At 65.3% G+C, this 17054-nt stretch carries 17 protein-coding genes; 7 read left to right on the top strand and 10 right to left on the bottom strand.

Annotation, left to right across the window (positions count from 1 at the left end):
- Positions 1-20: 20 nt before the first annotated feature.
- The 4 genes from QMA10_RS13005 to QMA10_RS12990 form a co-directional block, all read right to left on the bottom strand.
- The gene (locus tag QMA10_RS13005) at positions 21-806 is read right to left on the bottom strand and encodes a winged helix-turn-helix domain-containing protein (protein ID WP_290168953.1); all 786 of its coding nucleotides are present in this window, start codon (positions 804-806) and stop codon (positions 21-23) included.
- A gap of 60 nt (positions 807-866) precedes the next feature.
- Complete coding sequence (locus QMA10_RS13000) at positions 867-1673, bottom strand: lipoate--protein ligase family protein (protein WP_290168951.1); 807 nt, start codon at positions 1671-1673, stop codon at positions 867-869.
- A gap of 5 nt (positions 1674-1678) precedes the next feature.
- Positions 1679-2467, bottom strand: a complete 789-nt coding sequence (locus tag QMA10_RS12995) for a thioesterase family protein (protein ID WP_290168950.1) — start codon at positions 2465-2467, stop codon at positions 1679-1681.
- Between the two features lie 67 nt (positions 2468-2534).
- Entirely contained in the window at positions 2535-3371 is an 837-nt protein-coding gene (locus tag QMA10_RS12990; protein ID WP_290168948.1) for an aldo/keto reductase, read from the bottom strand.
- A 159-nt stretch (positions 3372-3530) separates the two neighbouring features.
- Between QMA10_RS12990 and QMA10_RS12985 the strand changes: the two genes are divergently transcribed.
- Entirely contained in the window at positions 3531-4499 is a 969-nt protein-coding gene (locus QMA10_RS12985; protein WP_290168945.1) for an aldo/keto reductase, read from the top strand.
- A gap of 42 nt (positions 4500-4541) precedes the next feature.
- Here QMA10_RS12985 and QMA10_RS12980 read toward each other — a convergent pair whose 3' ends face one another.
- Positions 4542-5279: an SOS response-associated peptidase gene (locus tag QMA10_RS12980; protein WP_290168944.1), complete on the bottom strand. Its 738-nt coding sequence runs from the start codon at positions 5277-5279 to the stop codon at positions 4542-4544.
- A 72-nt stretch (positions 5280-5351) separates the two neighbouring features.
- Between QMA10_RS12980 and QMA10_RS12975 the strand changes: the two genes are divergently transcribed.
- Positions 5352-5690 (top strand): hypothetical protein, encoded by a 339-nt coding sequence (locus QMA10_RS12975; protein WP_290168943.1) that lies wholly within the window; start codon positions 5352-5354, stop codon positions 5688-5690.
- Positions 5691-5731: 41 nt separating this feature from the next.
- Entirely contained in the window at positions 5732-6712 is a 981-nt protein-coding gene (locus QMA10_RS12970) for an NAD-dependent epimerase/dehydratase family protein (RefSeq protein ID WP_290168942.1), read from the top strand.
- A gap of 79 nt (positions 6713-6791) precedes the next feature.
- Here the strand turns inward: QMA10_RS12970 and QMA10_RS12965 are convergent, their stop codons facing one another.
- Both QMA10_RS12965 and QMA10_RS12960 read right to left on the bottom strand, forming a co-directional pair.
- Positions 6792-8096: an S-layer homology domain-containing protein gene (locus QMA10_RS12965; protein WP_290168941.1), complete on the bottom strand. Its 1305-nt coding sequence runs from the start codon at positions 8094-8096 to the stop codon at positions 6792-6794.
- A gap of 247 nt (positions 8097-8343) precedes the next feature.
- Entirely contained in the window at positions 8344-9855 is a 1512-nt protein-coding gene (locus QMA10_RS12960) for a GH25 family lysozyme (RefSeq protein ID WP_290168940.1), read from the bottom strand.
- 483 nt (positions 9856-10338) lie between these two features.
- Between QMA10_RS12960 and QMA10_RS12955 the strand changes: the two genes are divergently transcribed.
- A complete protein-coding gene (locus tag QMA10_RS12955) occupies positions 10339-11172 on the top strand; it encodes an SDR family oxidoreductase (protein ID WP_290168939.1) in 834 nt (277 codons plus the stop codon).
- Here QMA10_RS12955 and QMA10_RS12950 read toward each other — a convergent pair.
- Complete coding sequence (locus QMA10_RS12950) at positions 11169-12545, bottom strand: CoA transferase (RefSeq protein WP_290168938.1); 1377 nt, start codon at positions 12543-12545, stop codon at positions 11169-11171. The genes QMA10_RS12955 and QMA10_RS12950 overlap by 4 nt on opposite strands.
- 88 nt (positions 12546-12633) lie before the next feature.
- On the opposite strand from QMA10_RS12950, the gene QMA10_RS12945 reads away from it, so the two are divergent.
- Both QMA10_RS12945 and QMA10_RS12940 read left to right on the top strand, forming a co-directional pair.
- Positions 12634-13269, top strand: a complete 636-nt coding sequence (locus tag QMA10_RS12945; protein ID WP_290168936.1) for an FMN-binding negative transcriptional regulator — start codon at positions 12634-12636, stop codon at positions 13267-13269.
- A 30-nt stretch (positions 13270-13299) separates the two neighbouring features.
- A complete protein-coding gene (locus QMA10_RS12940; protein ID WP_290168934.1) occupies positions 13300-14793 on the top strand; it encodes an amidohydrolase family protein in 1494 nt (497 codons plus the stop codon).
- 39 nt (positions 14794-14832) lie between these two features.
- Here QMA10_RS12940 and QMA10_RS12935 read toward each other — a convergent pair whose 3' ends face one another.
- Positions 14833-15939 (bottom strand): hypothetical protein, encoded by a 1107-nt coding sequence (locus tag QMA10_RS12935; protein WP_290168932.1) that lies wholly within the window; start codon positions 15937-15939, stop codon positions 14833-14835.
- 127 nt (positions 15940-16066) lie between these two features.
- On the opposite strand from QMA10_RS12935, the gene QMA10_RS12930 reads away from it, so the two are divergent.
- On the top strand, positions 16067-16513 hold the full coding sequence (locus QMA10_RS12930; protein WP_290168930.1) for a MarR family winged helix-turn-helix transcriptional regulator: 447 nt from the start codon (positions 16067-16069) through the stop codon (positions 16511-16513).
- 12 nt (positions 16514-16525) lie between these two features.
- Here the strand turns inward: QMA10_RS12930 and QMA10_RS12925 are convergent.
- Positions 16526-17054, bottom strand: a 529-nt coding sequence (locus tag QMA10_RS12925) for a M15 family metallopeptidase (protein ID WP_290168928.1), incomplete at its 5' end; no start/stop codon positions are given.

Raw genomic sequence — 17054 nt, 5'->3', positions numbered from 1 at the left:
CCCGGTCAGCTAGTACCTGATCAGGCGCTGACGTCCGGCTTGGTGACCACAATGTGCGTTGCGTGGTCATACAGGAACGTCAGCGGGCCGCCATCGTGCGCCATGGTGATGTTGGCGCCGTCCCGGTGTCCGTGCTGCCCGTAGTTCTCATCCCACGAGCCGTCCAGCGCCACCTTGTAGTCATAGTGGCCCGCGGGAAGGTCCGCAGTGAGCTTCCAGAGCTCATCGCTGCGGTCAAATGTGAGCTGGAGAGCGGCAGGATCCCAGTCCGCCTGGCCCAGGGCGCTGCCCATGGTGCCGGCAATAACGACGGCGTCCGGCTGCGGAAAGGAGGGTTCGGCCAGTTCGGCGGACTCGTGGGCCCCGTGCGGTTCCTGCGGAATTTCGGGCATGGCCGCAGCTTCCTGCAGCGCTTCTTCAATAACTTCCTCCACGTCAGCGGCTGCTGCGGGTGAAGCGGCGGCCGGAGCCTTGCCGTTCATGGCGGCCAGCAGACCGGCGGTGTCCGGGAAATCCTGAAGTGCCCGGCGTCCGGCGGCGGTGATGCTCCAGCCGGCCCTGCCTTCCTTGGTGATCCAGCCTGCCTTGACCAGCTTGCTGCTGGCGTTGGACAGCGCGCGTTCTCCGCGTGCCGCCCCGCTGGCCAGTACTTCCGCCTCGCTGCCGGTGAAGGGCACCCGGGTCACAGCGGCGGAAAGGACTTCTCCCCTGCTGATGCGGCGCTCGACGGACGGATCCTCCGCCGCCAGGACCTCCAAAACAGCCCTCAGCCTCAGTGTCGTGTTCTCAATGCTGTTCTTTGCCAACGTCTCTCCTTCGTTCCTCGCGTGCAGATCCATCACTCAGCTTACTGACCACCGCAGAAATCACTGGACTGCAGTGGCACCGGACACCGTGGCGGCAGGATGCAGGTCCCGCCCCAGGGTCCCGAAATCACCAACATCCAGCGGGCCTCGGGCAGCATAAGCCTCCATCAGGGCCGCTTCGACACCGTCCAGGTCAACGGTGCCGGTATCCTCCGCGGCGCCGGCCGTGTCCGGATTCCAGTCCAGGCCCAGTGCCGCGTAGCACTGGTCCAGGACCTGCCGCAGGGGCGCGGCATCCTGCACCACAAACACGGAGGAAAAGAGCCAGGCACCGGAGACCACGCGCTGCGCCGTGCCGACGAGCTTGATTTTTCGGCCGCCGGGAGTGGTGCCGTGGACGGTGAACTCGCCTGGACAGTACTCCCCGGGTATTTCGCCCACCGCCGCATCGGCACCGGCCCGCCGCAGCGCCGAGGCATACATGTCACCGAAGGCGGCAAACCGGGCAAGTGATCCTGCCACGGCATTGGTTCCGGGCTCCACATGGTCCACCACGAGGCAGCCCTGGTGGTAGGCCGCCGCGCGCCCCCCGGCCTTGCGCACCAGCGGCTCAAAGCCCTGCGCACGGCAGGCCCGCACAGCGTCGTCAAAGCCGGGCAGGCGGGCGTCGCGCTGGCCCAGGGCCACGGTGGGCAGCGGGCGGTAGACGCGGAGCGTCGGCCCCAGCTCCCCCCGCTTGGCCGCATCCAGCATCCTGAGCGCGAAGTCCAGATCTTCCGCCGCGCCCAGGCTCTGTTCCTGCCTCACCACCGTGAGCGGCGCTGAAGCAGCGGCTCCGCGGGCAGGACGGAAAGGGTCACCGGACACGGTTGCTAGGCCTGTCCGCCGAGCCGGCGCACGGTCAGGATCTGCTCGCTGCGGCCGAAGGGGCCCTGCTCGTCATGCAGCACGGAGGAAGTCAGTCCTATGCCGTCGGTTCCAAACGTGACGCGGGTATCCAGCCCCAGCCATTCCCCCCGGGGTGCCCGGTGAAGGTGGATCTGCAGATCCACGTTGGGGAACATGTAACTGTCCCCGCCCGGCGGAACCCGGGCCGCAATGCCGTTGGCGGTGTCCACCAGGCCCACCAGGCGCACCAGGTCCGACGTCGTTTCCCCCTCCAGCATGGAATAGGGAGTGCGGATCCACACCTGGCCGCGGCCCGGTCGCAGGCCCGGCACGGCACGGAAGTCCAGCGATCCAATGAAATCCCCCGGCCACTGCGTCATGCCGCGGGCCTCTTCCAGCCCGTCCGGTCCGGGCATGGGAGCATCTTCCAGGGCTGCCACTTCGCCGGTGGATCCCACCGCCAGCCGCCAGGCGGTGGCGCGCACCGCCGTCCGGCCGCCGGCAATCAGCTCTGCCTCCAGCAGTTCGATGGTGCGCCCCGGGCGCAGCACCTTGGTCCGCACGTCGAAGGTGCCGCGGGGGATGACGCCGAGAATGTCGTAGCCGATCCGTGCCACGCGCATATCCGGCCGCGGACTGCACGTTTCCAGCGCGTGGGCCAGCAGGCCGGCCACGGGAGCCATGTGCTGTTCGTGCTCATTCCAGGCGCCCTGCGTGTGGATGGTGGATTCAAAAGTTTCCTCGCCCAGGGCGCGGTAATACGACTCGGCCACAGATGTGCCCTCCTTGTGGATCAGGTGTGTGTCTCAGGCTACATCAGCGGCCTTCAGCGGCCTTCCGTCAGTACTGGCTGAAGGCCGCGGTGGCGGGGTCCGCTCCGATCCTCCTGCCGGCGTCGAGATCGTTGATCTGCTCCATGTCGAGGGGAGAGAGCTCCACGCTCACCGAAGCGAGGTTTTCCCGCATCCGCTCCGGGGTGGCAGTTTTGGGGATGACAATGTTGCCGGACGCCAGGTGCCAGGCCAGCACCACCTGCGCCGGTGTTGCATGGTGACGGGCTGCTATCTCGATCACCGTGCTGTTCGTCAGATCCCCGCTTTGCCCCAGCGGACTGTAAGCCTCAACCGCCATGCCGTGGCGGCGGGAAGCATCCGCGAGCGCCCGCTGCTGGAAGGTGGGGTGCAGTTCGATCTGGTTGACGGCGGGCGGAACATTTGCGGCCCGGGTGAGTTCTTCCAGATGCTCGGGCAGGAAGTTGGAAACACCGATGGCGCGGGCCAGCCCGTCAGAGTAGATCTGTTCCAGGTCCTGCCAGGCCTGCAGATACAGTCCCTGCGAGGGAACCGGCCAGTGGATCAGGTACAGATCCACCTGCTCCAGGCCCAGCGCTTCCCGGCTGTCCTCGAACGCCGCACGCGCCCGTGCCTGGTCCCCGTTGCGGAGTTTGGTGGTGATGAAGAGGTCCTCACGGGCAATCCCGGAGGCTGCGACGGCGGCTCCCACTGCCGCTTCGTTTCTGTATCCGGCGGCCGTGTCGATGTGCCGGTAGCCCGCCTCGAGGGCACTTTCGACGGCTTCCTGGGTGTTCTCCGGGGGAATCTGGAAGACTCCGTAGCCCAGCTGCGGAATGCGGACCCCGTTGTTGAGATCCAGTCCCGGGACATGGTCCTGCGTCATTGAGTGCCTTTCATCGTGTTTGGGCGCCACCCTATTTCCTGCAGGAACTGTTGGATACCCCTAGCCGGGGAGTCCCCGGACGAGCACAATGGGTCCTGCATCAGCGGTCCCGCTGCCCGGGACCGCGTGCTCAGCCATCCACTACGTGAGGATTCCTCTATGCAGTACACCCACCTGGGCCGCTCCGGCCTCAGCGTCTCCCGCCTGTGCCTGGGCACCATGAATTTCGGCCCCAAAACCGAGGAAGCGGACGCCCATGCCATCATGGACTCCGCCCGGGAGGCAGGCATCAACTTTTTTGATACCGCCAACGTCTACGGCTGGGACAAGAAAGGCTGGACCGAAGAGATTGTGGGCCGCTGGTTCGCCAAGGGCGGCGGCCGGCGCGAGGACACGGTCATTGCCACCAAGCTGTACGGGTCCATGAGCGAACGCCCCAATGACACGTTCCTGTCCGCACTGAATATCCGCCGCGCCCTGGATGCCAGCCTGAAGCGGCTGCAAACCGACTACATTGACCTCTACCAGTTCCACCACATTGACCGGAACACTCCCTGGGACGAGATCTGGCAGGCCATGGACGTGGCGGTCCAGCAGGGCAAAATCATCTACAACGGCAGTTCAAACTTTGCCGGCTGGCACATTGCCCGCGCCCAGGAGGCCGCCCGGCGCCGGAACTTCACCGGGCTGGTCAGTGAGCAAAGCATCTACAACCTGATCACCCGTGCCGTGGAGCTGGAAGTGATACCGGCGGCCCAACAGTACGGCCTGGGGCTGCTGCCGTGGTCGCCGCTGGAAGGCGGCCTGCTCGGCGGGGTAATCAAGAAAACCGAGCAGGGCGGCAGACGCACGGAGGGACGGGCAAAGGAAGCCCTGGAAACCCACCGGGAAGCGCTGGTCCGGTACGAGGACTTCGCCGATGAACTCGGCGTTGCCCCCGGCATCCTGGCGCTGGCCTGGCTGCTGCACCAGCCCGCCGTCACCGCTCCAATTGTCGGGCCGCGGATTCAGGCCCAGCTCGACGACGCACTGAAGGCTCTGGACACGGAGCTCGACGCAGAGGCGCTCGCCAGGCTCGACACCATTTTCCCCGGCCACCGGACCGCCCCGGAGGATTACGCCTGGTGACGGGCAGCGGGCGGGAGGCGGGGTGGATCCCTTCCCGCCCCGCTAGGCCCCCTGTGCCGGGAGGATCAGCTCCGGCCCGTTGTTGCGCACCGAGTTGACGTCGCTGGAAACCACCCGCGGCGTCAGCACCGGTTCCGGCATGGCGTCCAGCAGCTGCTGCACGTCCGCAGATTCCGTCAGCTGCGGGTCCAGCCAGTCCGCGTAGAGATCCGGGGGAACGATCAGCGGAGTGCGGTCATGGATATGCCCCAGTGCATCGCCTGCTTCGGTGGTGATGATGGTGAAGCTCAGCAGCCATTTATGCTCATGGTCTTCGGGCAGTGACGGGTCAGGCCAGAACTCATACAGGCCGGCGAAGGCCAGCGGATCCTCGGACGGCGAGTACAGGTACGTAGGAATCTTGGCCCCGCCCGACTTCTCCCATTCGTAGTAGCCGTCAGCAGGCACCAGCGCCCGGCGCTTCACGGCGGCCTTACGGAACGCCGGCTTTTCCAGCACCGTTTCCCGGCGGGCATTAATCATCCGGGATCCGATTTTGGGATCCTTCGCCCATGCCGGCACCAACCCCCACTTGGCTGTAGCCAGCCGCCGGACCGCGGCAGGCCGGCTGCCGCCGTCGTCGTCCCCGTCCCTGCGATGGGTGCGCTCGGTGACGATGCGCACATTGTCGGTGGGCGCCACGTTCCAGGACGGAGCCACGTCCTCCCCCACAGCCTGTTCCGCGGCAAAGGCCGCCACCAGGTCCGGCGTTGCCTTCGCCATCACATATCGTCCGCACATGGTCCCATTGTGCCCGCCGCAGCGGAGAACTCCAGAGGCACCCGCATTCGAATATGTGTTCTACTTTTAAGTATGGATCAGGATGCGGCAGCTCGGATCGCCGCCCGCTACGCCAGGCGCGCGGAGCCGATTGGACTCACTCCCGAAGAGCTGGACTTTGAACACCATCCCGCCGCCACGTCGGTGCCGGGGATTCCGGTCTGGGCCTGGATCCGGTTTCCCGGTTCCGCTGAGCGCGTCAAGGGTGAAGCCTGCACCTGGAATGCCAGGGCAGTCCAGGTGCTGTGGACTGATGGCGGCATTCGGCGCGCCACATGGGTGTGGGCATCAGCGGTCACCCGGCGCAGCAGCGGCGGCCGAAAATCGGGCCTTGGCGAGCGCACCGGTGGCGCAGAAGCCGATACTCCGTAGACTGGCTCCCGGCAGCCGTTGGATCCGAGCAGGGAGCACACATGGACATTCTTCTCATCGGCGGAACCGGGGTCATTAGCTCCGCCGTGGCCGGGCATGCAGCCGAGCTGGGCCACCGGGTCACCCTTCTCAACCGGGGAGCCTCCACCGTCCGGCCTGCCCCTGCCGGAGCCGAGGTTCTGCACGCAGACATCCGAAATCCGGAGGCGGCTGCCGAAGTCCTGTCCGGACGGGAGTTCGACGCCGTTGCAGACTTCATCTCGTTTGTTCCGGAGCAGCTGGCGGCGAGCATGGATCTCTTCCGCGGCCGCACCGGCCAGTATGTGTTCATCAGCTCGGCCTCGGCCTATCAGAAACCGCCGGCCCGGCTGCCCATCCTGGAGTCCACGCCGCTGCGCAATCCCTTCTGGCAGTACTCGCGGGACAAGATTGCCTGCGAGGACCTGCTCACCGCCGCTTACCGGGACGAGGGGTTCCCCGGAACCGTGGTTCGCCCTTCCCACACCTATGACCGGACCATGATTCCGCTCACGGGAGGGTGGACGGACCTGCACCGGATGCGTGCCGGCCTGCCCGTGCTGGTCCACGGCGACGGCACCTCCTTGTGGACCCTGACGCACAGCAGGGACTTTGCCCGTGCCTTTACCGGCCTGCTGGGCCGGCCGGCGGCGGTGGGAGACAGCTACACCATCACCTCGGATGAGTTCCTGCCGTGGAACGAGATCTACCGGATTCTGGCGGCGGCAGCCGGTGTGCCTGAGCCGAGGCTGGTGCATGTTCCCTCTGACACCATTGCCGCTCTCGACCCCGGACGCGGGCCGGGCCTGCTGGGCGACAAATCCCACTCGGTTATCTTCGACAACTCCAAGATCAAGTCGCTGGTCCCCGGGTTTGCCGCCCGAATCCCCTTTGTTCAGGGTGCGGCGGAAATCCTTGCCTGGTATGACGCCCACCCCGAGGCACAAGTACTTGATCAGGACTTCATGGCCCTCTCGGACCGGCTGGCCGCTGCGGCCGGCTGACCCCACGGCCGGCTGACCCCGCGGCCGGCTTGCGGCTGCGGGGTCAGTTGACCCCCCGGGGAACGCAGGGCAGAAAGCGCTAGGAAGCCCAGCGCTTCATGAATGCAGCCATGGCGTCACGGGCGATGGTTTGCTCCGGCCGGTACTCGGACGCGCCGCCTGCGGCGGGCCAGCCGGTGGAGACACCCTCGGCGGCGGCCCAGGAGATTTCTTTATAGAACTGGTGGGATTTGTGAACGTCGGTAAAGGGCGATGTTTTCGGTGCCGCGTATTTTGGCGATCCCTTTAGCCGGTACATAAATGCAGCCATGGCATCCCTGGTTACCGAAGTACCCGGACGAAATTCCTGCGTGCCGTCTTTCTGCTTCCAGCCCGTGGATATCTTCCTGGCTGACAACCACGCTATCTCTTTATAATAAGGATGCGAAGTTTTTACATCCGTGAAAGGAGATTTATTCGGTGGAGTATAGGCCGGTGAGCCGGAAAGCCGATACATAAAAGCTGCCATTGCTTCCCGGGTTACTGCTTCAAAAGGACGGTAGGTCTTGGTTCCATTCTTTTCCGCCCATCCGGTGGAAACGCGCTTGGCGTGCATCCAGTTCATATCGGGCAGGAACTGCTGCCCGCTCTGCAGATCACTGAACGGAGACACCGGAGCGGGCGGAGCAGTCTTGGGGTATCCGGCCAGGTTGGAGACCACCAGATGCCACCCCTTGTACGGTCCGCTGGTGGGTACTACGTAGCCCACCCCGGCATGGGTCTCCCGCGGATCCAGCATCGCGGCCCGGTGGGCGGGAGAGTTCATCCACCAATCCACCACGGACGCAGCTGAGAAATTGAAGGCGATGATTTCCCCGTACCAGTTGGCACCGGCGGGAATGACGGACAGGCCGGCATCGGGCCGGTGAATGCCGTTCCAGTCAAAGTACGGATCCGCCGTGGCAACCCGCAAATGGTTCGCCCAGCCCTGGGAACCGTCAGCAATCTGCTGGTGCCAAATCAATGCGGGAACCCCCGCCGCGCGGCGCTTGGCATTCATCAGGTCAAACACTGCCGAAGCGAAGGCATCGCTCCGGACCGCTTCCACTGATGCATCAGGAACGGCTGCACCGGAAGCGGCGGCGCCGGCCGCGGCGGCTGCCGCATCAACCGATGCCTGAGCCGCCTCGGGAGACAAAAGAGCGGGGTCGGGTTTGGGGGTGTCCGGAGCTGCGGGAGGCAGGTCGGGAACCTCCGGCTGCTGCATCTCACCCGCCGGTACGGCAACGGTTCCGCGCGCCGGGTACGCGGCGGCTGCAGCGCTTCCCGGAACGGCAACGGATGCAAGGACAAAGGCACATATGACACGGACGGCAGCGGTCCGGAAGGCGGGTTTCTTTTTCATGATTGGATTTATCGTAGCGGCACGTCGCGATATTAGTCTACTGCCCGGACGATAATTGGATTTGCCGGGTTTATTGGCGGCTCATCATCGATTGATACCCAAAAGAGCAGCATGAATCTATTGCCGCGTCCTGAGAGACAGGAATGCATGTAAAACACTGCACCGCCGGTTTTTGGAATGCAGTGGGAGAAGTGATTCCGGCGGTTGCAGCGCTTCGGGAGGACCCCTTCCCGGGTCCTGTTGGGTGCTAGAACTTAGTGTCGTAGCGGTGCAGGAAAGCTGCCATTGCGTCACGGTTGACCGGATCGAAGGGACGGAAAGTCCCGTCGCTCCAGCCGGTGGAGATCCCGGTGGCCGCCAGCCAGCTGATCTCCTTGTAGTAGACGTTGTTGACCGCCACATCCTTGAACGGCGAGACGCGCGGAGCGCTGTAGGCAGGGCTTCCCGCCAGCCGGTAGAGGAAAACTGCCATGGCGTCCCGGCCGATGTCCAGTTTCGGGCCGAATTGGTTACCGTTCCAGCCCTTGGCCACACCCTTTGCGCGGAGCCAGTTGATCTCCTTGTAGAACTCGCTTCCCGCAATGTCCCTGAATGCTGACTGTGCAGGCGGGGTATAAGCCGGACTTCCCTTAACCCGGTACAGGAAAGCAGCCATCGCTTCGCGGCTGACCGGTTGCAGGGGACGATAGGTTCCGTCCGCGTATCCGGTGGCAATCCCGGCATTCTTAAGCCAGGTAATGTCCTTGGCGAATTGTGAATTGGCCGGTACATCCTTGAACGGTCCCGGCGCGGGTGCTGCCTCAGCCGCATTACGGGCGAAAGCGGTCAGGCCGGCTGCGGTTCCGTTCCAGACATTCGAATCCCCCACAAAGGGACCGGTGTCGCTGTACTGCCACACGCTGTAATAGCGCCAGCTTGCCGGAAGGGGACCGGCTCCCACCTCGTTGTAGCTGGCAATGTGCAGGGGGTTGTCTCCAAAGGCTGCACTGTTTCCGGTGCACCGTGACCACCAGTCGGTAGTCGTATAAATCATCGGGGTACGGCCGGTCCGCGCCTTTACCTGGTTGGAGAACGCTTTAATCCAGTTGACCATCTGGGTTGCGCTCATGTTGTAGCAGGTGTTCCCCAGCGAAGCGTAGGGGTTGTACTCGATATCCAGGAGGGGCGGAAGCGTTTTTCCGTCCGCCGACCAGCCTCCGCCGTTGTTGACGAAGTAGTTGGCCTGCTCAACCGCTGAGGAGACGTTGGGCAGTGCAAAGTGGTAGGCGCCGCGGACCATACCCACGTTGTACGATCCGCCGTACTGCTGGTTGAAGTTCGGGTTCTTGTAGGTGGTGCCCTCGGTGGCCTTGGCGTACGCAAATCTGGATCCCTGAGCCCAGGCACGGTTCCAATCGACATTGCCCTGGTGGCTGGAGACATCCATGCCCTGGATTCCCGGGGGACGCCAGTTTCCACCCAGCGGCTCGGCCGGGTCGGGAACAGCTCCTTGGGGATCCGCCTCCGCAGGCGCTGAGCCGGTCTCATGGGGTGCCGGCAACTGGGCATCGCCGGTGACGGTGAGCCGGTGAAGGCCCTGGCCCATCCGGGATCCGTTCTCGCCGATGATTCGGGACTGCTCGGCCTCGCTGAGACTGTTGGCCGGCATGTCGGTGTCCAAGGCAGGGACGGCAGCCGCGGCCGGACCCGCCAGGCAGGTGACCGCGAGCAAGGCTGCCAGCGCTGCCGATGTGAGGCCGGTGGAAAGTGTCGTTTTCATTTATTTCCTGGATGGTGTCGTTGGTGTTTCCGCGTATTACGCAGACGAGAAAACACAAGTGTTTTCGATTACCGGCTTGCCGCACTGCGCAGCCCCCAAGCCTTGCCGTACGGCCGTCCCGGACCCGATGAGGCCGCCTTTCCCGCGAAATGCCGGGACCGGAGACGTGATTCACCGCTTGCAGACGGCAGGGATGGATTCCCTTAGCTTGCTATTACGGTAGGGCAACAAAATTCACTACGTCAGGTTGCATGCGCTGATTAGAGTACTTTGCAGGTAAATTGTTACATACTCGCATTTTTGTGAAACCGAATGCGGCGCCACCCGAACATATCTACGAAAACATCCCCGGCTGACGAAGTTTCAATCCGCCGTAAACCGAAGGCATTTGTCCGGGAGACGGCGGCCTGCGCCCTCGCGGGAGGGTATGGTCAGGGCACCGGCAGCCTCCCCCTGCCGAAGTCCTCCGGACATTGGAGAGTTATGGCAACCGAGGTACTGGTCATTGTAGGAATGGGCGGTATGGGACAGGCCGTCCTGCGCCGCTCGGGCGCGGGACAAAAGGTCCTGTTGGCCGATTTTGACGAAACCCTCCTCGAGACTGTCGCAGGGACCGCGCTCGGGGACGGTTACGACGTCGTTTCGCAGCGCGTGGACGTATCATCCCGTGATTCCGTGGCGGCACTGGCAGCAACGGCCGCCGAGCTGGGCACGGTCACCGGCGTCGTGCATACAGCGGGGCTTTCTCCCGTTCAGGCGCCGGTGGAGGCCATCTGGAAGGTGGATCTGCTGGGCACCGCGTTGGTCCTGGATGAGTTCCAGAAGGTTATTGCACCGCGGGGTTCCGGTGTCTTTATCTCCAGCATGTCCGCATACATGGTGGGCGGGCAGATTCCCGCGGACGTTCTGGCCGGCCTGGCCGCTGTCCCCACCGATGATCTGCTTCTGGTGCCGTTCCTGTCCGGCGTTGATAATCCCGGGTACGCCTACGGCATCGCCAAACGAGCCAACCAGGTGCGGGTGCAGGCGGCGAGCCTGGCCTGGGGTGCCCGCGGGGCGCGGGTCAACAGCATCAGCCCCGGTGTCATTTCCACGCCCATGGGTCAGCAGGAGCTCGCCGGTGAATCCGGGGCGCAGATGCGGGCCATGATCGAAGGCTCAGGTACCAAGCGCATGGGCACGCCGGGAGATATCGCCAACGCGGCAGCGTTCCTGCTGGGACACGACGCCAGTTTCATCACAGGTATGGACCTGCTGGTCGACGGCGGTGCGGTAGCCGCCGTCGACACCGCGCAGCGCGCACGCGTGGCGGGTTAGCTGCCCGGGTAATCCCAGACCAATGCGGCGCTGCCGTACCGCGGCGGAGGCCAGCGGTACTCAAGCTGCGCACCGTTGATCAGCAGCGGCGGAGGCACGTAGATCAAGTCGCCGTAGCCGCTGCGGCACGTGAGCAGCTCGGGTTCGGGCAGCTCGGGTTTGATGCCGCCAGGAGGGCCGGGCAACCGCATCAGTTCCACGGCCGTCCGCGCCAGTGACAGATGGGCGGATCCGCCCAGTCCGCGGGCACGGGCGGCTACCAGGGCGACGGCGGCCGCAGCCATCCCCAGCCCGGTGGCGTAATCCAGGATCTGCACCGGGAGCGCGCCCGGCCGCCGCTCACCGTCCTCCTCCGTGTTCCCGTAGAGGTGGGATATGCCCGCGGCAGCCTGCACGATACTGTCAAAACCGCGCCGGCCGGCCCAGGCCCCGCGGTCTCCCCACGCGTCCAGTGAGACCACCGCAACCCCTGGGTGATCAGCCCGCAGCGCCGCGGTGTGGAGACCAAAACGCGACAGTGCCGTGGAACGGTAGGCGGTGAGGACGACGTCGGCCCCCTCCAGCAGCCCGCACAGCTTCCGGTAGGCGTCCGGGTCGCCGAAGTCCGCTGCGGTGCTGCGTTTGGAGAAGCCTGTGTCTACGTACTGGTCCTCCAGTTCCGGGATGCCCGGCGGGTCCACGCGCAGGACGTCAGCCCCCAGCGAGCCGAGGATCCGGCTGCCCGATGGACCGGCGATAACCCGGGTCAGGTCCAGCACGCGCAGTCCCGCCAGGATACCGCTGCCGCCGCAGGGCAGGGATGCCCGTTCCGCAGCCTCAAGGTCCAACCGGAGCCAGGGTTCGTGCAGTACGGCGCCCCCGGGCCCGGATGCCGCCCATTGTTCAGGGGTGCGCACTGCCGCGGCCAGACCTCCGTGCTCCGTGACCGTCTCCTCCACATCCGCCGACGTGCGCCGGCGTATCTCGGCGTCCACTTCCCCTGGTCCGTTGATGTTCAATGCGGCCAGCAAGGCGCGTTCGTGATGCGGATAGTTGGCGTGCAGCCGCACCCAGCCGTCGGCGCTGCGCCGGAACCCGGAAAGCGGCGCGAATCCCCGCACGGGTTCACCGTTGATACGCAGGTGGGCGAAGGACGCAAACGACGCCGCCGCGCCGCCGGCCGCGAAGCTGACCCGTTCCGGATGTCCGCTGGTTAACGCGTAAGCGGAGACCGCAGTTGCGAGCGCCTGCAGCGCCCCCAGCCCCAGGCCCTCAACATCGAGCGGGCCGCCCCACCACCACCGCGATCCCCACCATGCGGCCGGCTCGAACCCGTCCGGCAGCAAGGGTTCCAGGCTGCGCCACAGTTCCGGTACCGGGGTTTGATCCGTCATAAACGAAGTATGCACGCGCCCGGCGCCGGTGCGCAGCCCTGTTCTGTTGCATCCTGTTAGGGTGGCGGCACGCGCAATGGAAGGACCGATGAGAGACAACCCCAGCTACGCCCTCAATGATGCAGAGGCCATCAAGGACCTCATCCGCAGCAACCCCTGGTGTACTTTCATCAGCCAGGTGGACGGCGCCGGGCTGGTGGCCTCGCATTACCCGGTCCTGCTGGACGAGGACGCCGAGGGAATAGTTCTGCTCAGCCACGTCGGCCGGCCCGACGAGGTCAAACATGAGCTGGGACGGCACGAAATGCTTGCGGTCATCCAGGGCCCCCACGGCTACATCTCCCCCGGCTGGTACGACGGCGGTCCAGCCGTTCCCACCTGGAACTTCGTTGCCGCCCATCTCCGGGGCACGCCGGAAATCCTGTCCGATGAAGAAAACCTGTCAGTCCTGGACCGCCTGGTGGAGCACTTCGAGGCGCCGCTGCCTGAGCCGCGCCTGCTGCACGCCTCCAGCGAGAACAGCGAGTATGCCCGCCGCATTGTCCACGGCACCGTTGGTTTCCGGCTCCGGGTCACCCGGATTGAGGGCAAGGACAAGATGAGCCAGGGGAAGAGCCCGGAAACCATCCGAAGCGTCATTGACCACCTTCAGCAGCCGGGACCCTACGCCAATCCGCCGCTGGCCGGGCGCATGCGGCAGGTCAACGCGGAAACCCTTGGCTGAACAACTCCCCCTGCGCTCCGAAGGACACCCATGAACCCGCACAGTATTCTGCTGAGGAACGCTTCGCTTCCTTCCCGTCCGGGACGGCACGACGTCGCGTTGCAGGCCGGACTGATCGCGGCCATTCGTCCGGCGCAGGGAAATGCGCGGAGAACCGCACCGGGGGTGAACGCGGAGGAGGTTCTCGACCTCGAAGGGCGCTTTGTTCTCCCCGGCCTGTGGGACAACCACGTCCACTTCACCCAGTGGGTGATCCGGCAGCAGCGGCTGGACCTGACCGGATCCGGCAGCGCCGCGGAGGTCCTCGCGCAGGTTGCAGCGGCTCTACCGGCGGGAACCGCCGGGGAATGCCTGGTGGGCTTCGGTTTCCGCGATGCACTCTGGCCGGACAACCCCACTCGCGCCGGGCTTGATGCCGTCTCAGGCTCGACGCCGGTGGTCCTGGTCAGCGCCGACCTTCACTGCGTCTGGGTCAACACCGCGGCGGTGCGCGCTCTGGGCATTTCAGGGGCCGACGGCGGCCTGGTCCGGGAAGCGGAGTGCTTCCGGACGCTGGAGAAGCTTGAGGATCCGGACGCCGTCCCGTTAGAGGCCTACCTGCGGGCCGCTGAAGCGGCGGCCCGGCGCGGCGTCGTCGGAATTGTGGACTTTGAAAACGCTGACAACCTGCAGCTGTGGCCGGAGCGCGTCCGCCACGGCGTTGATGCGTTGCGGGTGGAGGTATCGGTGTGGCCGGACCGGCTGGCCGGCGCCGTGGACCTCGGCGTGAAAACCGGCGATGTGCTGGATGAGCGCGGGCTCATCACCATGGGCCCGCTCAAGGTCATCGTTGACGGTTCGCTGAACACGCGCACCGCCTGGTGCTGGGATCCGTATCCCGGGCACCCCGCAGGCCGGGAGTCCGCCTGCGGCCACAACACGGTTCCGATGCCTGAACTGCGGACACTGATGGCCACAGCCCGCAACGCCGGCATCGGCGCGGCAATCCACGCCATTGGCGACCGGGCCAACACCGAGGTGCTGGATGTCTTTCAGGATCTGGACATGACCGGAGTGATTGAACACGCGCAGCTGGTACGGGACACGGACTTCCCCCGTTTCCGGGAGCTGGGGCTGGCTGCCGGCGTTCAGCCTGAGCATGCCATGGATGACCGGGACGTGGCCGATATGTTCTGGCCCGGACGCACCGGACGTGCCTTCGCGCTGGCCTCCCTGCATCGTGACGGAGCGCCGCTGCGGCTGGGCTCCGATGCCCCGGTGGCTCCGTTGGATCCCTGGCTCGCGCTGGCGTCCGCAGTCAGCCGCAGCCGGGACGGCCGGGAGCCGTGGCATCCCGAGCAGTGTCTGCCGGCGGAGGTTGCCCTCGCTGCGAGCGCCCGCGGCCGGTCAACGGTGCAGACAGGCGAAGTGGCTGATCTGGCTATTGCCGAGCTGGATCCCCTGTCCGCAACAGGCGAGGAGTTGCGCACCATGCCGGTGTCGGCAACGCTGCTCGGCGGCCGGTTCACCTGGCGTGATATCTGAGCGGCAGCCGCTTCCGCCGTCGCTCACCGGCCGGAAGGCCTAGGCAGCTACGATGCCTTCTTCTTCCCGCACCCGCGCGCGTTCATCGGACAATCGAATCCGCCGCACGCTCCACCGATGGGTCAGGACCAGCAGGACTCCGGCAGCAACCAGCCACAGTGCCAGCTTGAACAGGTCAATGCCGAACGGCTGTGCCGGGAAATACACCAGGCTCTGCGCGGCGTGCAGCCAAGCCGCACCGTTCCAGAACGTCCCCAGCGCGGCGAAGAACGGCGGCAGTGTTTCCGCCGTAAAGATGCCGCCGCAACTCGTGAAGTTGAGCATGACAAACAGCATGGTCAGGGTGGGGGTAGTCCACTTGCGCAGCACCGGATGCAGCGCGACTCCCAGCAGGGCAATTGTGGTGACGTAGAGCCAGGACAACAACCACATGCCCCAGAGCCCGTTTTCCAGGATGCCGTAAATTGGCCCCGCGATGATCACACCCATTCCTGCTATCACGGCAGAACTGATGGTGACGGCGGCGGCCCGCCATGGAACGGTGACCTGTCCGGCAACGGCGGAGATTGCCACCGCGCTCGAGTAAGCTCCAACGCTCAACCCGACCAGCAGGAAAAACAGCCCCTGGGAGGTCGGGTCATGCTCATTGGCGGGAACCACATCAACGATGTCCAAGGGCAGGTGCTGGCCAAAAGCGACGGGCTGGAAGATCTTCTTGGCCACCTCCGCCGTCGTCGCGGATGCCGCCGACGCAACGTACAAAGTGGCCTCGTCGCCGCCGGACTCATAAGCCGCGGAGATTTCGCGGTCGACCATCAGCCGGCGGGCAGTTTCGGCATCAGCTACCACCCGGGTATCAAACCGGCCGGGCTCCTCGCCATTGAGCTGCTGGGCAAAAACCTCCGCGGACGTCCCGGCACCAATGATCCCGAGGGACAGATGGTTGGGCTCGGGCTCATGGAACGCGCCCAGATAGGCCAGTCCCATCCCCGCGGCCAGGAAGAACGGAATCAGCAGGTGCATTCCCAGTGACCTCCAAAAGGTTGCCCCGGGAACGGAACCGCCGTACCCGGACCGGGCCGGCTGTACAGCCGGCTCCGCGCGGACTGCATCGGGTGACGGAGCGGAAAGGGACGGCTCAGACATGGGACCTCTCAGAAACAGGACAGACAACCTCTGTAAGTTGCACTATGCAACGTTATATTGTTGCATAGTGCAACTCTGCACGGCCGCCAAGGGGATTCCGCCGCTGTCCGGACGGTAAGTTGGAGGGGTGGAACAACAGGACAAATCCAGGGACACTGCAGTGGGAAACGTCTACGACCAGATCGATGCGATCTACCGGCGGGCCGTGGCCCGGTCACGGCGGATCAATGCTCCGCTGACGCAGGTGGAGCAGTCCCTCCTGGCCTTCATCGGCAGCAACCCCGGGTGCCGCGCCACGGACATTGCGTCCGCCTTCTCCCTGAACCGCTCCACTGTCTCCCGGCAGGTCCATGCCCTGGCGGAGCTTGGCCTGGTGATTGAGGGCGACGACGGCGACAGCCAGCAGCGCCGCGGCCGCGCCCTCTCCGTGACCGAGGAGGGTGCAGACCGGCTCAAACGGTCCCTGGCCATTCACCGCGAGGCTGTCCGGAACCGTTTGGAGGGGTGGAGCGAAGCTGAGCTCCGGGATTTCGCCGCCGCTCTGGAGCGGTTCAACTCTGCCGGGAACGAATAACGGCCCGGGTTCTCAATAACCCGGCGCGGCCGGCAGTCCCAGGAACTCTTCCAAGGTGGTGCCGGCGTCGTGCACGGCGCGGGCGTGCTCCGTCCCCACGTACCGCAGATGCCAGGGTTCGTGGGAGTACCCGGTGACATGTTCGGCCCCCGCCGGGTAACGGATGAGGAAACCGTAGTGATGGGCGTTGGCGGCCGCCCATGAACCCGCCAGGGTTACGGAGAAGCAGGATTCCAGGGCACAGGTTCCGTCCGGGTTGGCAATGTCGATGGCCAGGCCTGTCTGGTGTTCGCTGTACCCGGGACGGGCCGAAATGGCGTCCGCCGCCTCCGGGCCGAAATCTTCCGTATAGGAGACGTAAAGCTGCTCCTGCTCGGCGCCGGTCCGGAAGCCGCTCACAGCGGTGATGGGAACTCCGGCAGCACCGGCCTCTGCTGCCAGGAGCTGATAGGCCGCGGCAGCCTCGGCACGCAGCAGCACCCCGCCGGCATCGGCAAGGTCCTGCGGCAGGTAATCCGCGGGCAGCGGCCGCTGTTTGTTC

Origin of the sequence: Arthrobacter sp. APC 3897 (genome assembly GCF_030407495.1) — a bacterium.
Taxonomy (GTDB): domain Bacteria; phylum Actinomycetota; class Actinomycetes; order Actinomycetales; family Micrococcaceae; genus Arthrobacter_B.
The sequence above is the reverse complement of the archived record's forward strand: the minus strand, read 5'-3'. Positions and strand labels throughout refer to the sequence as shown.

Bases quoted from the DNA above. Each gene is read 5' to 3' on its own strand.
- QMA10_RS12990 (WP_290168948.1), bottom strand. From the start codon at position 3,371: ATGACGCAGGACCATGTCCCGGGACTGGATCTCAACAACGGGGTCCGC.
- QMA10_RS12985 (WP_290168945.1), top strand. From the start codon at position 3,531: ATGCAGTACACCCACCTGGGCCGCTCCGGCCTCAGCGTCTCCCGCCTG.
- QMA10_RS12980 (WP_290168944.1), bottom strand. From the start codon at position 5,279: ATGTGCGGACGATATGTGATGGCGAAGGCAACGCCGGACCTGGTGGCG.
- QMA10_RS12975 (WP_290168943.1), top strand. From the start codon at position 5,352: ATGGATCAGGATGCGGCAGCTCGGATCGCCGCCCGCTACGCCAGGCGC.
- QMA10_RS12970 (WP_290168942.1), top strand. From the start codon at position 5,732: ATGGACATTCTTCTCATCGGCGGAACCGGGGTCATTAGCTCCGCCGTG.
- QMA10_RS12965 (WP_290168941.1), bottom strand. From the start codon at position 8,096: ATGAAAAAGAAACCCGCCTTCCGGACCGCTGCCGTCCGTGTCATATGT.
- QMA10_RS12960 (WP_290168940.1), bottom strand. From the start codon at position 9,855: ATGAAAACGACACTTTCCACCGGCCTCACATCGGCAGCGCTGGCAGCC.
- QMA10_RS12955 (WP_290168939.1), top strand. From the start codon at position 10,339: ATGGCAACCGAGGTACTGGTCATTGTAGGAATGGGCGGTATGGGACAG.
- QMA10_RS12950 (WP_290168938.1), bottom strand. From the start codon at position 12,545: ATGACGGATCAAACCCCGGTACCGGAACTGTGGCGCAGCCTGGAACCC.
- QMA10_RS12945 (WP_290168936.1), top strand. From the start codon at position 12,634: ATGAGAGACAACCCCAGCTACGCCCTCAATGATGCAGAGGCCATCAAG.
- QMA10_RS12940 (WP_290168934.1), top strand. From the start codon at position 13,300: ATGAACCCGCACAGTATTCTGCTGAGGAACGCTTCGCTTCCTTCCCGT.
- QMA10_RS12935 (WP_290168932.1), bottom strand. From the start codon at position 15,939: ATGTCTGAGCCGTCCCTTTCCGCTCCGTCACCCGATGCAGTCCGCGCG.